Origin of the sequence: Psychrobacter immobilis (genome assembly GCF_904846225.1) — a bacterium.
Classification (GTDB): Bacteria; Pseudomonadota; Gammaproteobacteria; order Pseudomonadales; family Moraxellaceae; genus Psychrobacter; species Psychrobacter immobilis_F.
Map to the genome: position 1 here is coordinate 174,959 of NZ_CAJGZJ010000003.1, position 15,328 is coordinate 190,286.

At 41.9% G+C, this 15,328-nt stretch carries 14 protein-coding genes; 12 read left to right on the top strand and 2 right to left on the bottom strand.

The genetic code is table 11. From position 1 onward, the window contains the following. Positions 1–43: 43 nt before the first annotated feature. From prmA to purH, 4 genes are all read left to right on the top strand, one after another. On the top strand, positions 44–970 hold the full coding sequence (gene prmA / locus JMX48_RS03640) for a 50S ribosomal protein L11 methyltransferase (protein WP_201534424.1): 927 nt from the start codon (positions 44–46) through the stop codon (positions 968–970). 181 nt (positions 971–1,151) lie between these two features. After that, positions 1,152–2,363, top strand: a complete 1,212-nt coding sequence (locus tag JMX48_RS03645) for a DUF3426 domain-containing protein (protein WP_201534427.1) — start codon at positions 1,152–1,154, stop codon at positions 2,361–2,363. Positions 2,364–2,610: 247 nt separating this feature from the next. Then, positions 2,611–2,916: a DNA-binding transcriptional regulator Fis gene (gene fis, locus JMX48_RS03650; RefSeq protein WP_227687892.1), complete on the top strand. Its 306-nt coding sequence runs from the start codon at positions 2,611–2,613 to the stop codon at positions 2,914–2,916. A gap of 153 nt (positions 2,917–3,069) precedes the next feature. Beyond that, complete coding sequence (gene purH, locus JMX48_RS03655; RefSeq protein WP_201534433.1) at positions 3,070–4,650, top strand: bifunctional phosphoribosylaminoimidazolecarboxamide formyltransferase/IMP cyclohydrolase; 1,581 nt, start codon at positions 3,070–3,072, stop codon at positions 4,648–4,650. A 154-nt stretch (positions 4,651–4,804) separates the two neighbouring features. On the opposite strand, the gene JMX48_RS03660 is transcribed toward purH, so the two are convergent. Together JMX48_RS03660 and JMX48_RS03665 are read right to left on the bottom strand one after the other, a co-directional pair. Then, positions 4,805–6,679: a SurA N-terminal domain-containing protein gene (locus tag JMX48_RS03660; RefSeq protein ID WP_201534435.1), complete on the bottom strand. Its 1,875-nt coding sequence runs from the start codon at positions 6,677–6,679 to the stop codon at positions 4,805–4,807. A gap of 391 nt (positions 6,680–7,070) precedes the next feature. Further along, positions 7,071–7,343 carry an HU family DNA-binding protein gene (locus JMX48_RS03665; protein WP_045445077.1) on the bottom strand — a complete coding sequence of 91 codons (273 nt, stop codon included), beginning with the start codon at positions 7,341–7,343 and terminating at the stop codon, positions 7,071–7,073. Positions 7,344–7,853: 510 nt separating this feature from the next. Here JMX48_RS03665 and JMX48_RS03670 point away from each other — a divergent pair. From JMX48_RS03670 to fdx, 8 genes are all read left to right on the top strand, one after another. Next, on the top strand, positions 7,854–8,498 hold the full coding sequence (locus JMX48_RS03670; protein WP_201534437.1) for a hypothetical protein: 645 nt from the start codon (positions 7,854–7,856) through the stop codon (positions 8,496–8,498). Positions 8,499–8,956: 458 nt separating this feature from the next. Further along, positions 8,957–9,466 (top strand): Rrf2 family transcriptional regulator, encoded by a 510-nt coding sequence (locus JMX48_RS03675; RefSeq protein WP_201534439.1) that lies wholly within the window; start codon positions 8,957–8,959, stop codon positions 9,464–9,466. Beyond that, positions 9,463–10,689, top strand: coding sequence for an IscS subfamily cysteine desulfurase (locus JMX48_RS03680; RefSeq protein ID WP_201534441.1), 1,227 nt, complete (start codon positions 9,463–9,465; stop codon positions 10,687–10,689). The genes JMX48_RS03675 and JMX48_RS03680 overlap by 4 nt, the downstream gene beginning before the upstream one ends. A 154-nt stretch (positions 10,690–10,843) precedes the next feature. Next, on the top strand, positions 10,844–11,254 hold the full coding sequence (gene iscU / locus JMX48_RS03685; protein WP_201534443.1) for a Fe-S cluster assembly scaffold IscU: 411 nt from the start codon (positions 10,844–10,846) through the stop codon (positions 11,252–11,254). A gap of 224 nt (positions 11,255–11,478) precedes the next feature. Then, positions 11,479–11,799 carry an iron-sulfur cluster assembly protein IscA gene (iscA, locus tag JMX48_RS03690; RefSeq protein WP_110922414.1) on the top strand — a complete coding sequence of 107 codons (321 nt, stop codon included), beginning with the start codon at positions 11,479–11,481 and terminating at the stop codon, positions 11,797–11,799. Between the two features lie 151 nt (positions 11,800–11,950). Then, a complete protein-coding gene (gene hscB / locus JMX48_RS03695; protein WP_201534445.1) occupies positions 11,951–12,532 on the top strand; it encodes a Fe-S protein assembly co-chaperone HscB in 582 nt (193 codons plus the stop codon). Positions 12,533–12,784: 252 nt separating this feature from the next. Then, positions 12,785–14,665: a Fe-S protein assembly chaperone HscA gene (gene hscA, locus JMX48_RS03700; RefSeq protein WP_201534447.1), complete on the top strand. Its 1,881-nt coding sequence runs from the start codon at positions 12,785–12,787 to the stop codon at positions 14,663–14,665. 94 nt (positions 14,666–14,759) lie between these two features. Beyond that, the gene (gene fdx / locus JMX48_RS03705) at positions 14,760–15,098 is read left to right on the top strand and encodes an ISC system 2Fe-2S type ferredoxin (protein WP_201534452.1); all 339 of its coding nucleotides are present in this window, start codon (positions 14,760–14,762) and stop codon (positions 15,096–15,098) included. Positions 15,099–15,328: the final 230 nt, after the last annotated feature.

Below are 15,328 nucleotides of genomic sequence, written 5' to 3' on the forward strand. Positions count from 1 at the left end.
TCTACAACATATATTCATTTTATTTTCGCTTAAGGTTATCGTTATGGCATGGCAACAACTGCACTTACAGTGTGAAAAAGCAAACGTCGATTTGGCTGAGGCACTACTACTCGAAGCAGGCGCATTATCAATCGCTTTAGACGACGCAGGTGACCAACCTCTATTTGAGCCATTACCTGGTGAATCACCACTATGGGATGACGTTATCTTGACTGGATTATTCGATGCGACCGACGCTGCGGGTAGCCGTCAGGCTGTCGAGCAGTTAAGCCATGAAATCGCAGCGCAAGTACAAGCCACACGTATCTGGCTAAGCGCCGTTGATGATAAAGATTGGGAACGCGAATGGATGAGCAACTACCACCCTATCCAATGCGCAAATGATTTATGGATTGTACCAAATTGGCTCACGCCGCCCAATCCTGATGCGACCAATATTATCATGGATCCAGGACTAGCCTTTGGTACAGGCTATCATGCCACTACTCGTTTATGTCTCGACTGGCTCACAGAGCAAGACTTAACAGATAAAGTAGTCATTGATTATGGATGTGGCTCAGGTATTTTGGGCATTGGGGCTTTATTGTTAGGGGCGCGCCAAGTGTATGCAGTCGATATCGACCCACAAGCAGTACTCGCGACCAATCAAAATGCAGAACGTAATGATGTTGGTCATTGCCTACAAGCATTTTTACCAGAAGCGTTTGCCGATTATTGTGCGCAAAATGATATCTTGCCCGTAGACGTTATCGTCGCCAATATTTTAGCCAAGCCACTTATTGGTTTAGCACCTTATTTTGCCACACTTATGGCACCTAAAGGCCGTATTGTATTAGCAGGTTTGATCGAATCACAAACCGAGGACGTCACTGCTGCTTATCAGCCCTATTTTGCGCTTGATCCAAAGCATGCTTTTACGGCACAAGAAGAACAACATTGGCAGCGGTTGTCTGGTACATTTACAGGCTAGCAACATTTAATTACATCTGTTACGATAGAGGGCGGTCAAATGTTATCTATTTGACGCCACTCTATCGTTGCCTGTGACTCATAAATTTGTAGAGTATCTAAATGGCATTATTAGTATGATAGGCAACTGTTAGTGAGTGGCTAAGCGGTATTGATCATCATACTTTTTTGGATTCGACTCTATGACCACGCCAATAAAAACTCAGTGTCCTCATTGTCATGCCTGCTTGAAAATACAAAAATCTCAGTTAAATCAAGCAAAAGCGACTGTCGAATGTGATCACTGCCACCAGAGATTTTTGGTCAACAAACATCTTATTGTCACTCCTGATGCTTTTAATACTGCTACTACTGAAGCCGATACAATAAAGACCAATATAAGTGGTCAATCCAATCTGAATGGTCAACCTTCAAAAGAATTTTTCTCTGATACTTTAATCCATGACGACTTAATTCATGATGACATGATTTATGATGATATGGATACCGATGGGCCAGCAGAAACGACGTCAGATTATGACTCATTAGACAGCATGGATGCGTGGTTGACTCAAACCAGTCATACCGATACATCGATTGACGAACCATCAAATAATACTCCTAAAACAATCAATAAAAATAGCCGTTCGTCCGTGAAATTATCGCCCTCTCCCGCTGTAACAAAGCATACATCATCACAACAGTCTGCACTTAGCTCAACAGAGGCTAATGATCTTTATGCAAATGTTGACAACTTCGCTGACAATTCATGGCTCGAAAAGCTTCTTATAGAACAAAATAAAAGTGAAAGTATGCCGCAAGATGACACAGATTTATCGCAATTATTGATCGATATGGGTGTTTCTCTCAAAGATGAAGATAACCTCTCTGAAGAGCGTATCAGAAAAGCGCAAGCACAAAAAAGGTTTGCACCAACGTCAGAAAAACATTCGATCGCATCGCTACTGTGGGCACTTGGATGCTTGGTATTAGCACTGCTACTTTTTGCACAATATGTCATTTTTAACCTAGATAATTTGGTCAAAAATCCTGTTTATGCTCAGCGCCTTCAGGCGATATGTTCGATCGCGGCTTGTAGTTTGCCTAGTGCAGATCTAAGCGCATTCGCCATTACCAACGCCAGTCACAAAGCCAGTCAAGTTCAAACGACTGGTGCATTTAGTGATGTGAGTGCTACATTAAACAACCAAAGCGCAAAATCGCAGCTCTATCCTAATGTTAAAGTCAGCGTTTATGGCGCAGATAATCTGATTGGCGAGTTTATCGCAGCACCGAATGACTATCTTTTGAGTAAGCAAAGCCAATTAGCCGCTGAAAGTGACCGACAATTACTACTCACGATACCTATTGCCAACGCACAAATTCGAGAAGTTACCTTGCTCCCTATGTATTGAGCACACTTTTTAAGTAAGGTAGCTTTTTATAGATAGAATCGATATGTTATAAATATCATCGATATGAACGCTAATTAATAATAGTGCTGGCAAGATAACGACCAATATATCAGTGCTAGACAATATTAATTTGATATAATACCCTAACATCTTATGGTTTGATTTCCTCTAATCTCAAGGATATTATCTTATGGCACCTCATGCACAGCATAATGCCAATCATTTTGCCAAAAGCCCTGAGTATCCTATCGACTATAATAAAAGTGATTATCAACATCCGGCTTATGGTTCCAGCTCCTCTCTAGAAAACTATGCAAACTATACGCACGAGCCACTGCGTGTGCATGTAGAGCGGGTGGTAAGACAGTATTTTGCAATGCTGGGTGATGATATACCTACCGACTTATATGAGCTTATTTTAAAGCAAGTCGAAGAGCCGCTTTTAACGGTTGTCCTTGAACACTCTCGAGGTAATCAAACCAAATGTGCACAAATCCTCGGTCTGAATCGCGGTACTTTACGCAAAAAACTCAAAACCTATGGATTAATGTAGCACCAGCCATATGACCGCACCTATCTTCATTGATAAGCATTATGCATGGCAATTGAACGTTCATGACTTTATCCATTGTGATACTGTCTACAATAATTGTCGTTATCACCTTGCCAGACGTTTACGTCAGGCTTTTTTTATGGAAGTTTTTTTATGAGTACAACCCCACTTGCCCTATTGTCGGTCTCCGATAAATCTAATATCGTTGAGTTTGCTCAAGGCCTTATTAACGCAGGTTTTGGCTTACTATCTACTGGTGGTACCTATCGGTTACTCACAGAAAACAATGTCGCTGTGACCGAAGTATCAGATTACACAGGTTTTCCTGAGATGATGGATGGCCGTGTTAAAACGCTACACCCTAAAATTCATGGTGGTATCTTGGGACGTCGTGGTACAGATGATGCCGTGATGAGTGACCACGCAATTGAACGCATTGATTTGGTGGTCGTCAACTTATATCCTTTTGCTGAAACCATTGCTCGTGCGGATGTAACCATGAACGATGCCATCGAAAATATCGATATCGGTGGTCCTACTATGGTGCGTTCAGCGGCAAAAAACCATGCTCACGTAGGTATCGTTACTGATCCAGCAGATTATGAGCGTATACTTGCCGCTTTAGGTAGTGGCACTGAATTGACCACTGCGCTACGCTACGACTTAGCGGTTAAAGCGTTTGAACATACTGCACAATACGATGGTATGATTGCCAACTTTTTAGGCAGCCGTGTCAATGAAAGCCAGCAGCCTGAGCATTTTTCACGTACGTTCAATGTACAGCTTGAGAAAGCGCAAGACCTACGCTATGGCGAAAACCCACATCAAAATGCAGCTTTTTATACCGAAAATCACCCACTAAAAAGCCAACAGGCCTCTATTGCCACTGCTAAGCAGTTACAAGGTAAGGCGTTATCTTATAATAATATCGCTGATACTGATGCGGCCCTTGAGTGTGTTAAAGCGTTTAATGCACCTGCTTGCGTTATCGTTAAGCACGCTAACCCTTGCGGTGTTGCTGTCGATAGCGATCAAGTAGCGGCTTATCACACTGCTTTTAGTACCGATCCTGAATCTTCTTTTGGTGGCATCATTGCTTTTAACCGTCCACTGACAGTCGCTGCCGCTAAAGCCATTATCGACAATCAGTTTGTAGAAGTTATTATCGCGCCTAGTATTGAAGATGGCGTGCTTGAAGCGACTGCTACTAAGAAAAATGTACGCGTATTGGTATGTGGCGAGCTACCAGCCCCCGATCAGCGTGATACTCAACTTGACTATAAGCGTGTCAATGGCGGCCTGTTGGTACAGGAGCAAGATCTTGGGTTAATCACGGCTAAAGATTTAAAAATCGTCACTGACGTACAGCCGACTGAAGCGCAAATTGCGGATCTACTGTTCAGTTGGAACGTGGCAAAATACGTCAAATCTAACGCTATCGTTTACGCGAAAGGTCAACGCACTATAGGTGTGGGCGCAGGACAAATGAGCCGTGTCAATTCAGCACGTATTGCCGCTATCAAAGCGGAACACGCTGGATTGGCCACTGAAGGCGCTGTTATGGCTTCGGACGCCTTTTTCCCGTTCCGTGATGGCATTGATAACGCGGCCCAAGTCGGTATTTCTGCTATTATTCAGCCAGGCGGCTCTATGCGTGATGATGAAACCATTGCTGCGGCAAACGAGCATGGTATCGCGATGGTATTTACCGGTATGCGTCATTTCCGCCATTAATAAGTTACGATTAATGGATGATAATAGAAAAATCTAAAGTGCTGATGGTATATATACCATCAGCATCATCCACAAAAAAGGCCACTGTAACGATACAGTGGCCTTTTTATGTTCTGCTCTTATGGCAGTATAGGATTAATAAGCAATCAAACGCTTAACGCCCCTGTGCACTTGCCATATTAGCTTCGTTGATTTCAACTTTATAAACCAAACGTAGATAATCTAAGTAATCCTGTAGCTGATCTTGTCCTAAATTATCACGAATAATTGCCGCTGTTTGCGCTCGCTGCTCATCAGACAATGGCGACTGCTGCTCGGTTTTGATACGATCGCCGACCAATAAAGTCACACCCGTCTCAGTTTCACTGGCGATAGCCACAACGCCATTATTAGCGGCTTGCTGACTAAAGGCCAATCCGCGTTCTTTGTCTGTCAACCGAGTCGTTTGACGATTGACTTCACCTAATGCCTGAAAACGTATCGATTGCTTAGTCATATCAGCAGGTGTCTTAATACCAGCAGCCAATGCTTTGGCTTCTTTTAGCGCCAGTGCCGTGGCTTTTTGCTGACGTAATATCTGCGTGACTCTTGGTGTAGCAGCAGCTAAGCTAAGCGTCTTAGTAGGACGGTAGTTGCTTGGTTGCACCCATACCGTACTATTACCTACTTCGATGGCGGCTGTCACTGCCTGATCTTGAATAGTGAATTCATCAAAGGCTTGTTTGATCACTACTGGTTGAGCCAGTACCGATTGGTTATTATTTTTACGATAATCTTTGATACGTTTTAACGTCACGTTCTCTTGCTGAGCAATGTCTTCGATACTAAAACCATCTGCTGCCAAGTCATTAATCGCGGTCACTTTATCTGCATACGTTCCCTGACGCTTATACTCTTTTGCTTTGGCGGTTAATTCATCTCGCATGCTCTCTAGACTTGGCGTTTTGCTGCCATTATCTTCGGTTACCGTAAATATCTGATAACCAAAACTGGTCTTGATAGGCGCTGTTACATCGCCAACACTCAGTCCTTCTAAAGCCTTTTGCACCACTGTAGCATCGTTGCCAAATACCGTTGGATTAAAACGACCAATATCGCCACCAGTCTCTCCTGATGGATCATCAGATTCTGTTTTAGCCAATGCGGCAAAAGCTTCACCTTTATTTAGACGAGCTTTAACTTTATCTGCTTTCGCTTTAGCATTGTCACCTGTGAAGAGAATTTGACTGATTTTACGTTCATCGACGACGGCGAGACCTTGTTTGTAAGCGTCATATTGCTGCTGCACATCTTCTTCGGTCACGTCATTCATCTGAATGGTTTGCGGGCTAAGTTGTAGATAAGCCAAATCCACCATGGCAGCGCTTTTTAATGAATCCTTATTGCCATCATAGTAGATCTGTATGTCGTTCTTACTCAACTTAACCTGATCGGCATAATCTTGCCACTTAAATCGATGCAGCCAAATATTACGTGACTCAAGCTGCAAGTCAATCAATTGGCTAACCGCTTTCATTGGATATACTGCGGTACCAACGATACTGGCATTGAGCTGATCAAGACTTAGCTGATTGCGAAACTCTGCAAACAGCTGATCTTTAGTCATACCGCGCTGACGCAAAAAGTTCGCAAATTGATCATTAGAGAAATTACCGTCTGCGCCTTTAAAAACTTCCTCTTGACGCAATAAACGATTAATAGTGTCATCAGAGACAGTCATGCCAAGCTTGCCAGCTTGCTGCTCTAGTAATGTACGATCAATAAGGCCCTTTAGAACCTGCTCATGCAGCACATCTTCATTTAATAAGCTTGCATCATCAACTTGATCTAAGACTTCAGCACGACGGTTATTTACGGCAGTCTGATACTCGGACGACCCTACGCTTGCTTCACCTACCTGAGCGATTTGGTTGGGATCAACCCCACCTCCAAAATAGCTTTCGACACCCAATAGAGCGAGCGGCGATAGGCATAAAATCAATAAAATGCGACCTGGCCAGCTTTTTAAGAAATCGCGCAATTTATCCATAGTTATCTCTGCTTTATTAACCTATATTGATGAAAAACCATTGTAATACTATTATTAATATCAATGCTATCTAAGCAGGCAATGGTAAAAGTAAGAACGTGTGCATTTAATAGAGAATCATAAGGCCAATCAAAGTAGCCTTGTTTAAACAACGCATCTATCGCGCGCCCTATGATACGTGATTTTTGATGCAGACTCAAAATATTCACGTTGCATAATACAAACTATAGCGATAAAAAAAGCACCTAATGATTAGGTGCTTTTTATTCGTTCAAATTTTCGCCTAATTTATCACTTAAGCTATGAACGACCATCTAGTACTTTACTGCTAGCAAACGCTGTTTTATCCGTGTATTACATCGTTATACAGCGTCTGCTTTAAAAGAATGGCTTAGTTTAAGCGCTCTTTTAAGTTTTTACCAGCTTTGAAGCTAGGTACTTTGCTTGCTGGAATGCTAAGCTCTTCGCCAGTCTTAGGATTACGACCAGTGCGGGCTTTACGGTCTTTTACGCTAAAAGTACCAAAGCCAACAAGTGAAATGCTATCACCAGCTTCTAATGCTTCGCCAACACTTTCCATAACAGCATTCAATGCATCACCAGCTTGAGTTTTGTTTAGACCACTTTTGTCCGCGATGCTATCAATTAATTCTGACTTATTCATAAAATTTCCTTCAAGTTTAAGGGGGATAATAAACGCTCACGCCAAGCATTGTAACGCTCTCATAGCATTTAAGCAATAAAAAATACCTGACTGGCGTATTAACAGGTCTCGCTTTGTTATCGTCTTTATATCAAGGCAGCATAAGGAGCGCAAGCAATTTTACATATTTTTGTCCACTGAACTACGTATTTGACACCCAATGTTACGCAAAGCTTTTGAAACTCAGTTATTTGCCCGATATTTTAGCTGAAAGCTAGGCCGAGCTATATTTTAGAACGATTGTTACGTTCTATCGATACATTACTAGGCCACATTGCTGGCTATAAATAACAGTGTTGTCATTGACTCCCCGATTGTAAGGTAATAACTTATCAACTGACAGAAACTATCGTTACTTTTTATTATAAAGACGTTACTATAATCAAAATATCACCGCAGTCATTTGGTAAATTTTAACGATTACTTATCTTTTGCCTCTGATTTGCTAAATAAAAAAAACGGATTATTTACATGAAGCGTTCTACGTTGTCTCACTCTCTTCTTAATATCATTCTGGTGTTCATCGAGTCAGCGCTGACACTATTGTTGCGTTTAGATCCAGAACTGCGTAAAGCGGCTTATCCGCTTGCCAAGCAAGGTACTGTTGTAGCACTACGCTTGTATTTGCCGCATGTCGAGGTTTTTGCTACTTTTAGTACCAAAGGTGTCTTATTAGATGCGCAATTACCTGCTGATCGTAGTGAGCCTGACGTGATTATCAATGCCTACAGTATCCAAATTCTCAATGCGATTACCACTCACGATAGCGAAACCACTGAAAAACTGCAAATGCGCGGTGAGTCGGTTCAAGTGCAATTGGTGAAGCAATTTATAATGCAGCTCGGTCTTGGCGGCTTAATTCGAGGTTTGATGAAGAAGTTTAAAGGCGGCAAAGACAAGAGCCATGCAACTGAAGCTGACATCGAAGAAAAAAAGGAAAGCTACAAGTTACGTATCAAAGAACAACAAACTCAAATAAATACGCTAACTATCAAGAACCGCGAACTTGAAACCACTTTAAAAGAGTCGCAAAGCAAACAAAAAACCCTAATGATCGTAACCGTCATTGCCATCGTTATTATGATTGGCTCAATCATAGCGCTATTTATGAATTAATTTCGATCATGCCGTCCTGTACAATTAAGTAAGTTAAGCGTTTGCTGCTGATAAAAAAGCATTGAACGCTTTTTTTATTTTTCACCTTTACTTGAGATGCTCGAAATACTAACTAACTTTTCTCTATTTAAACACTTAGCATTAATTAAACCCTCGATATTAATGTGCCTATCCTGATTTTTAACTTCCTTTAATATCATTGTTTTTATCAATAATAGCCATAAGCTAGATTAACCATTTAACCACACTTTAATCTTGACTAAATTACTCGGGATTAAGTATAATTGGCCTAATCGTTGTACACATCAGGTTAATCATCTGCTGTTTAATAACGATAAGACACCACTTAGCAGATACAGGATTCAGGCAATAGCTCCAACAGTATTAGCCAATAATAAGTCTCATTTCACTAAGCTCGTTGTTAAATAGAAATGATATATAAAGTTTGGAGATAACATATGCGTTTGACTACCCGAGGCAGATATGCCGTTACTGCATTATTAGATTTGGCATTACAAACCAGCCAACAAGACAGTGCTGTATCCCTATCTGACATCGCCAAGCGGCAATCGATTTCTATCTCCTACCTTGAACAGTTATTCTCAAAACTTCGTAAACGTGGCCTTGTCACTAGTATTCGTGGTGCAGCAGGTGGCTATCATCTAGCCAAACCATTGCATGAAATAGATGTGATGAGCATCATATCTGCTGTTGATGAATCAGTAAATGCGATGCAGTGTGAAGGACGCGGTGACTGTCAAGATGGTACAATGTGCTTAACCCATGACTTATGGTGTGCATTATCCAATCATATTGAACACTACTTGAAAAATATAACTTTAGCGCAATTATTAGACATGGAAAACGTGCCAGCAGTTTCAGAACGCCAGCACACAGCTACTAAAGAGATTTCCATAAAAGACATCAATACTATTACCCTATCGAACAGCGAGGCAAACCCAGCATGAGCCAACATAACAACCTTATATACTTAGATTACGCCGCCACCACGCCAGTTGCTAAATCAGTAGCTGCCAAAATGAGCGAATATCTGACGGTAGATGGCATCTTTGGTAATCCAGCCTCGCGCTCGCATGGTTACGGCTGGCAAGCAGAAGAAGCAGTAGAAACCGCTCGTCAGCAAGTCGCTGATGTGGTTAACGCTGATCCACGCGAAATCGTCTTTACCTCTGGTGCCACTGAATCTGACAACTTAGCCATCAAAGGCGCTGCACATTTTTATCAGTCTCGTGGTAAGCACATTATCACTAGTAAAATTGAACACAAAGCTGTACTTGATACTTGCCGTGAGCTTGAGCAAGAAGGCTTTGAGATTACTTATCTTGAGCCGAAGCCAAGTACAGGTCTTATTTTGCCTGAACAAGTTAAAGAAGCCTTACGTGACGACACAATCTTAGTATCACTCATGATGGTGAATAACGAGCTTGGTACGATTACTGATGTCGCTGCTATTGGTGAAATCACTCGTGAAGCGGGTGTGGTATTCCATGTCGATGGCGCGCAGTCTGTTGGTAAAGTACTGATTGATCTTGAAGAGATGAAAATCGATTTGATGAGTTTCTCAGGTCATAAAGCCTATGGCCCTAAAGGTATTGGCGCTTTGTTCGTTCGTCGTAAACCACGTATCCGTTTAAAAGCAGAACAGCATGGCGGTGGTCATGAGCGCGGTATGCGTTCAGGTACATTACCGACGCATCAAATCGTTGGTCTTGGAGCGGCATTCGCGCTCGCCAATGACAGTTATAAAGAAGACAATGCTCATGCCGCAAAACTACGCCAAAAACTATGGGATGGTCTGCAAGATATCGAAGAGATTTATTTAAACGGTGATCTTGAGAACAGCGTACCTAACATTGTAAATATCAGCTTTAACTTCGTTGAAGGCGAATCTCTCATGATGTCGCTAAAAGACTTAGCGGTTTCATCAGGTTCAGCCTGTACCTCAGCGACGCTTGAGCCATCATATGTATTGCGCGCTATTGGTCGCCCAGACGAATTGGCACACAGCTCAATCCGCTTTAGTTTTGGTCGTTATACGACTGAAGAAGATATTGACACAGTCATCAAGCAAATGCATGAAGCCGTTGATAAATTACGTGCTTTATCACCGCTTTGGGACATGTATCAAGAAGGTGTTGATTTAAATTCAGTCGAATGGGCTGAGCACTAAAATTAAACTTGGATAACGATACCGTTATCAAATACATTCATTAAACGATTGATCAGACAATTACAGTTAAGTGTTTGACCCCAATTATCGATGAGTGGGTAGTGTTTTAAAGACAGATAATCTACCACTCATCATCTAACTAGGAGAAAACCCCATGGCCTATAGCGACCAAGTTATTGATCATTACGAAAATCCACGCAACGTTGGCAATCTTGATAAAAATGCCAAAAATGTCGGTACCGGTATGGTTGGTGCCCCAGCATGTGGCGATGTGATGCGTCTGCAAATCCAAGTCGATGATAATGGTATTATCGAAGATGCACGCTTTAAAACTTATGGCTGCGGTTCAGCAATTGCTTCAAGCTCACTTGTTACTGAGTGGCTAAAAGGCAAAAGCTTGGATCAAGCTGGTGAAATTAAGAATAGTCACATTGCTGAAGAATTGGCACTGCCACCAGTAAAAGTGCATTGCTCTGTTCTTGCAGAAGATGCCATCAAAGCTGCTATTAGCGATTATAAAGGCAAGCACAGCGCCGCCGCAGTAACAGAAGAAGCCGTCAGCTAAAGCTAGTAGCGTCTGCGCTATTATTTTATTAGCAATGCTTTGGTAGCCGTACGTTTAGCCGCTACTAACGCTAAAGAGGTGACAATGACGCTTATGTAATTGTCACCTTTTATTTTCTAGACATTATTAGCATAATGTTTTGGCAAGCTCATCATTTTGGTTGCCAATATATAAAGTTTTAACGTTTTATTGATATGTATTATTGATAGTCAATGGGAGTTGGCATGATTGAAATGACAGAACGCGCCGCTCAGCATGTTCGAGATTTTTTGGACAATCGCGGTAAAGGTGAAGGCATTCGAGTTGGTATCCGTACAGCGGGTTGCTCGGGTTTGGCTTACGTTTTAGAGTTTGTTGATACGCCTGACGAGAATGACACACGCTATGAAAGCCGTGATGTCAGCATCTTTATTGATCCTAAAAGCTTGGTCTATTTGGATGGCTTGTTGATGGATTACGAAAAAGAAGGGTTAAACGAAGGTTTCAAATTCAGTAACCCCAATCAAAAAGGTGAATGTGGCTGCGGCGAATCCTTTACCGTTTAAAGCTACCGAGTTTGAGGCTACTAGGTTTAAGTCTCTTAAATTGGTTTAATGCAGTGATAAGATATTATCGTTGTCATTATAGTCAGTATGGTAAAGCCGTTCTCAGCTAAAGAGAAAACTTAAAAATAAATAAAAAAGTAAGGCGTATGATATGACAGACATTACTTCAGAAGCACAGTTTGATAACTTCTTTGCCCTATTTGAGCAACCTGTACAATTTGAAGTCAATCAAGACAGTCTCGATCAACGTTTACGCCTGCTTCAAAAGCGTTATCACCCTGATAATGTTGCCAAAGATCTGACAGATACTGCCCAAGCTCAACATCATTCTGATCAAGCTTCAGCCCTAATAAACCAAGCCTATCAAGCATTAAGCGCGCCTGACAGTCGCGCCAGCTATTTGCTCGATATGGCAGATCAAGCACAGAATGTAGAGCATTCAATCGCAGACTTAGATTTCTTAGAAGACGCTATGCAGATGCGCATGGACTTGGATGATGCTATTCAAGATAAAGATCGTCAGACATTACAACAGTTACATCCGCAGATTACAGAACGCTTAGCAAAACAGTCTGAGCGCTTTAGTAACGCTTACCAAAATAAAGAGTGGCAAACGGCAATTGACGCCACGCAAAAATTAAAATTCTTAGTAAAATTAAATGCGGACGTTACTACTGGTCTTGATCAAGTAGTGACTTCTGAACATTTAGATGATGACGATCTATACGTCTAGATCTCTGTCAGGTAAGTTTGCATCACTTTTTTTATATGCAAGTATCTATATATGATACGCCTTTACCTTATGACGCTTATTTCAGCATCAAGGTTAAAATAGTACCAACTATACCGTATAATCACTTATTTTAAGCACTCTTAACCGCTATGCTTCTCTGTTTTTAGAGTGGTCTTACCGCCATTAAATGGTCATAGTGCTTATATTGTATTGGCTTTATTTCACTTATTCATTTTATCTCTGAGTTATCTTATGTCTTTATTGCAAATTGCCGAACCCAATCAAAGTGCCCAACCTCATCAGCATCGTTTTGGCCTAGGAATTGATCTTGGTACCACACGCTCATTGGTCGCGGTGGTAAGGTCAGGCAAGGCGCAAGTCTTAGAAGCAAATTCGAGTGCCGATACCCTACTTCCTTCTGTTGTATATTATCCAAGCACAGGCAACCCAGTTGTCGGTTATGATGCCCTAGCTAACTTGGCAAATGATCCAAAAAATACGATTGTTTCGGCTAAGCGTTTTATGGGACGTAGCCAAGCGGATATCAAATTCTCTCATCCTTATGAGTTAAGTGGTGAAAAGGATGATATGCCGACGTTTGTGACGGCCCAAGGCGAAGTCTCTCCTGTTGAGGTTTCAGCACGTATTTTAGCAGCACTTGAGCAACGAGCAGCGAGCGCGTTACCTAATGATAGTATCGAGGGCGCAGTGATTACTGTTCCAGCCTACTTTGATGAAGCTCAGCGTCAAGCAACCAAAGATGCCGCACAAGCCGCCGGTATCAATGTATTACGTCTACTAAATGAGCCTACCGCCGCCGCAGTCGCCTATGGTCTTGATCGTGCCACTCAAGATGATGACAAAGAAAGTTATTACCTTATTTATGATCTAGGTGGCGGCACCTTTGATGTCTCTATTTTAAAATTGACTGATGGTGTGTTTGAAGTATTGGCCACTGGTGGTAACAGCGCGCTAGGTGGCGATGATATTGACCGTTTAATCACCAACTGGCTTATCAAACAATTAGGTATCGATCCTAAAGACGTGAGTCGTCATGATAAATCGATACTTGCGCAACAAGCCAAAACTTATAAGCAAGCACTGACTGACGCTGAGCACATCGATATCGATATCACTGTTAATCAGCAGTCTTATCAAGGTGTATTACGCCGTGAAGACATGCTCGTTATTGCAGAACCTGTCAGCCGCCGTACCTTAAATGTATGCGAGCAAGTGATGCGTGATGCTAAGTTATCGAGTGCTGATTTGGACGAAGTTATCTTGGTCGGTGGCTCTACACGTATGCCTGCTGTGCAGCAAGTCGTGACTGAGTTCTTTGCCAAGCAGCCGCTGTGCCGTTTAAATCCAGATGAAGTCGTGGCTTTAGGCGCGGCACAAACAGCGCATCAATTGGTCAACGGTGATAGTGACAACAATCTATTACTATTGGATGTGACACCTTTATCACTTGGCCTTGAGACCATGGGTGGTCTGGTTGAAGTGCTTATTCCGCGTAATACGCCTATTCCTGTCAAAAAACGCCAAGTATTTACCACTTATCAAGACGGTCAAACCGGCATGGTTATTCATGTGGTCCAAGGTGAGCGCGAAACAGTAGAAAACTGCCGCTCACTTGGTCGCTTTGAATTATATGGTATTCCTTCGATGAAAGCTGGGTTTGGGCGTATCGAAGTCACCTTTAGTATTGATGCCAATGGACAGCTGACCGTCAGTGCCCAAGAAACCACAACCAAGACAGAAAGTAAGATTGAGATTGTGCCTTCTTATGGGCTATCAGATGAACAAAAAGAGCAATTGCTGGTTGCTGGATTCAAGCACGCAGAAGAAGATAAAAACGCGCGCTCTTTAATTGAAACTAAAGTGGAAGCTGAGCGTGAAGTGCTCGCTTTGCAATCTGCGCTTAACGAGTTTGCGAGCTTATTGTCTTCTGATGAGCAACAGTCATTGGCTGAGCACATCCAAAAATTACAAACCGTACTTGGCACTGATGACTTAGCACTTATCGAAACACAGCAAGCCAAGCTCAAGCCGCATAGTGACGCTTTTGCGGCTCGCATTATGAATCAGAGTGTTAAAGCCAGCATGGCAGGCACTAGTGCCCAAGATTGGTAGCAAATATCTTTAGTATTACCGCTTAAAAATTATATCAAGTAGATCTCTTATATTTTTTATTTCTTTAAATTGATTAGCATCGGACAAACGATTTATGCCAAAAATTACCCTATTACCCCATCACGATATTTGCCCTGAAGGCGCTGAAGTCGAACTAGAAGCTGGCAAAAACTTATGTAAAGCTCTTTTAGAAAAAGGTATCAATATTGAGCATGCGTGCGAGATGTCAAAAGCATGTACCACTTGTCATGTGGTCGTGCGTAAAGGCTTTGATAGTTTAGAAGAGATGGATGATATCGAAGCTGACTTATTGGATCGTGCTTGGGGACTAGAGCCTGACTCACGCCTATCATGTCAGGTCATGCTTGATGACGAAGATTTAATCATCGAGGTTCCTAAATATACCCTTAATCATGCAAAAGAAAACCATTAGATATTAGGGCATGTCCTCAATTCAAACGATACTATCTAAATGAGCTAAAAGTGGCTAAATTTTGCCAAACATCGTTAAACAGCTCATTAATATCCCGATATTATTTGCGCTATTTTCCTCGTTTGACGGCAATTTATCTCATTTTTATGACCATTTTTGAAATGAAGACACGCCCTAGTGGCAGGCTCTGATTTATTGTGGTGTTAAAAAAGCCAGCTATTACAATAATA

Excerpts from the sequence above, each read along its gene's own strand:
- JMX48_RS03670 (WP_201534437.1), top strand. The coding sequence starts at position 7,854 with ATGAAGCGTTCTACGTTGTCTCACTCTCTTCTTAATATCATTCTGGTG.
- JMX48_RS03660 (WP_201534435.1), bottom strand. The coding sequence starts at position 6,679 with ATGGATAAATTGCGCGATTTCTTAAAAAGCTGGCCAGGTCGCATTTTA.
- JMX48_RS03645 (WP_201534427.1), top strand. The coding sequence starts at position 1,152 with ATGACCACGCCAATAAAAACTCAGTGTCCTCATTGTCATGCCTGCTTG.
- fdx (WP_201534452.1), top strand. The coding sequence starts at position 14,760 with ATGCCAAAAATTACCCTATTACCCCATCACGATATTTGCCCTGAAGGC.
- hscA (WP_201534447.1), top strand. The coding sequence starts at position 12,785 with ATGTCTTTATTGCAAATTGCCGAACCCAATCAAAGTGCCCAACCTCAT.
- JMX48_RS03665 (WP_045445077.1), bottom strand. The coding sequence starts at position 7,343 with ATGAATAAGTCAGAATTAATTGATAGCATCGCGGACAAAAGTGGTCTA.
- JMX48_RS03680 (WP_201534441.1), top strand. The coding sequence starts at position 9,463 with ATGAGCCAACATAACAACCTTATATACTTAGATTACGCCGCCACCACG.
- hscB (WP_201534445.1), top strand. The coding sequence starts at position 11,951 with ATGACAGACATTACTTCAGAAGCACAGTTTGATAACTTCTTTGCCCTA.
- iscA (WP_110922414.1), top strand. The coding sequence starts at position 11,479 with ATGATTGAAATGACAGAACGCGCCGCTCAGCATGTTCGAGATTTTTTG.
- purH (WP_201534433.1), top strand. The coding sequence starts at position 3,070 with ATGAGTACAACCCCACTTGCCCTATTGTCGGTCTCCGATAAATCTAAT.
- iscU (WP_201534443.1), top strand. The coding sequence starts at position 10,844 with ATGGCCTATAGCGACCAAGTTATTGATCATTACGAAAATCCACGCAAC.
- prmA (WP_201534424.1), top strand. The coding sequence starts at position 44 with ATGGCATGGCAACAACTGCACTTACAGTGTGAAAAAGCAAACGTCGAT.
- JMX48_RS03675 (WP_201534439.1), top strand. The coding sequence starts at position 8,957 with ATGCGTTTGACTACCCGAGGCAGATATGCCGTTACTGCATTATTAGAT.